The 1229-nt window shown below is 76.0% G+C and carries 2 protein-coding genes; one reads left to right on the top strand and one right to left on the bottom strand.

From position 1 onward, the window contains the following. Positions 1-125 (top strand): adenosylhomocysteinase (locus ABD323_RS39265; protein WP_344446896.1); only part of this gene is annotated, 125 nt, incomplete at its 5' end. A gap of 132 nt (positions 126-257) precedes the next feature. Here ABD323_RS39265 and ABD323_RS39260 read toward each other — a convergent pair. Beyond that, positions 258-1229, bottom strand: a 972-nt coding sequence (locus ABD323_RS39260; protein WP_344446895.1) for a hypothetical protein, incomplete at its 5' end; no start/stop codon positions are given.

The raw sequence follows: 1229 nt of genomic DNA, 5'->3' as shown, positions 1-1229 counted from the left end.
AGAAGGTCGCCCGCCTGCACCTGGACGCGCTCGGCGTGAAGCTGACCGTGCTGAGCCAGGAGCAGGCCGACTACATCGGCGTCCCGGTCGAGGGCCCGTACAAGGCGGAGCAGTACCGCTACTGATCCGCAGCCGATGCGGTGACGCGCCGATGCGCCGTCGCCGTGCGGCACCGACGCGGTGAGCGCTGACGGCCGTGCGCCCGGGACTCCCCTGTGACCCCGGATGCACGGCCGTCGTGCGTCATCTGCGGTCCGTCAGCCCAGCACCTCCTTGGTCCAGTGGGTCTCGTCGGTGCCGAGCAGCTGGATCCGCTCCAGCAGGGCGGACTCCCCGCCGACCTCGGCCAGCATCGCGTCGCCGTGCGGTGCGGCCACGCAGACCCGTACGCCCTGCCGGGTGACGCAGCCCGGACCGTCCGGTCCGTCCGAGGACGAACCCCCGCCCGCCGGCGACGTGATCGGCCGAACGGAGAGCGCGATCGAGTGGGTGCTGTCCGCGTCGAACGACAGGTCCAGCTCCCAGGCGTGGGCGGACGGGCCCGGGCGGGTCAGCGCGCTGTAGGTGGGCCTGAAGTCGGCGGGCAGGCCGGGGATCCGCACCGGCAGCGGGACCTGCACCGCTGAGACCCGCACCCCGGCGGCGACCCGCTCCATGGTCGGCTGGGCGTCCGGGCCGGTCAGGAAGTCGGCCTGCAGCTCGGCCCAGCGGCCGGACTCCGTCCGCCAGAGCAGTCCGAAGGCGCCCGCGCCGGGCGTCTGGGTCCCGCTGTACACCCAGGAGGCCGGACGTCCGTCCACCGGTGGGGCGTCGTCGCGCCGGCCGTAGCCGCCGGACGCCGGGTCGAAGCCCAGGGCGTGCAGCACCAGGGTGATCCGTGGGCCGTTCTGGCCGCCGCCCCGCAGCTGCGTGCGCGACTCGCCGCTGGAGGTGGCCTCGTAGGAGAGCCCGGCACCGGCCCAGTCGGGCTGCCACCCGAAGGTCGCCTCCACCACCAGCGGGTCGCCGCCGGTGGCCGGCACGTAGTGGTTCGGATCGGTGTCCCCGGCGGGCAGGTGGCCCGGGGAGAAGGACGCGCCGGGCGTGGGGGAGGGCTGCGAGGCCCGCGCGGTCGGCGACGGGGGAGGCGTCACCGGCGTCGCGCCGTGCCCGCGCGGCAGCACCGCGAAGGTGCCGACGGCCACCGTGACCACCGCCGTCGCCGCGCCCGCCGCCAGCCGGCGCCGTCG

The organism is Kitasatospora nipponensis (assembly GCF_039528135.1).
GTDB lineage: Bacteria > Actinomycetota > Actinomycetes > Streptomycetales > Streptomycetaceae > Kitasatospora > Kitasatospora nipponensis.
The sequence above is the reverse complement of the archived record's forward strand: the minus strand, read 5'-3'. Positions and strand labels throughout refer to the sequence as shown.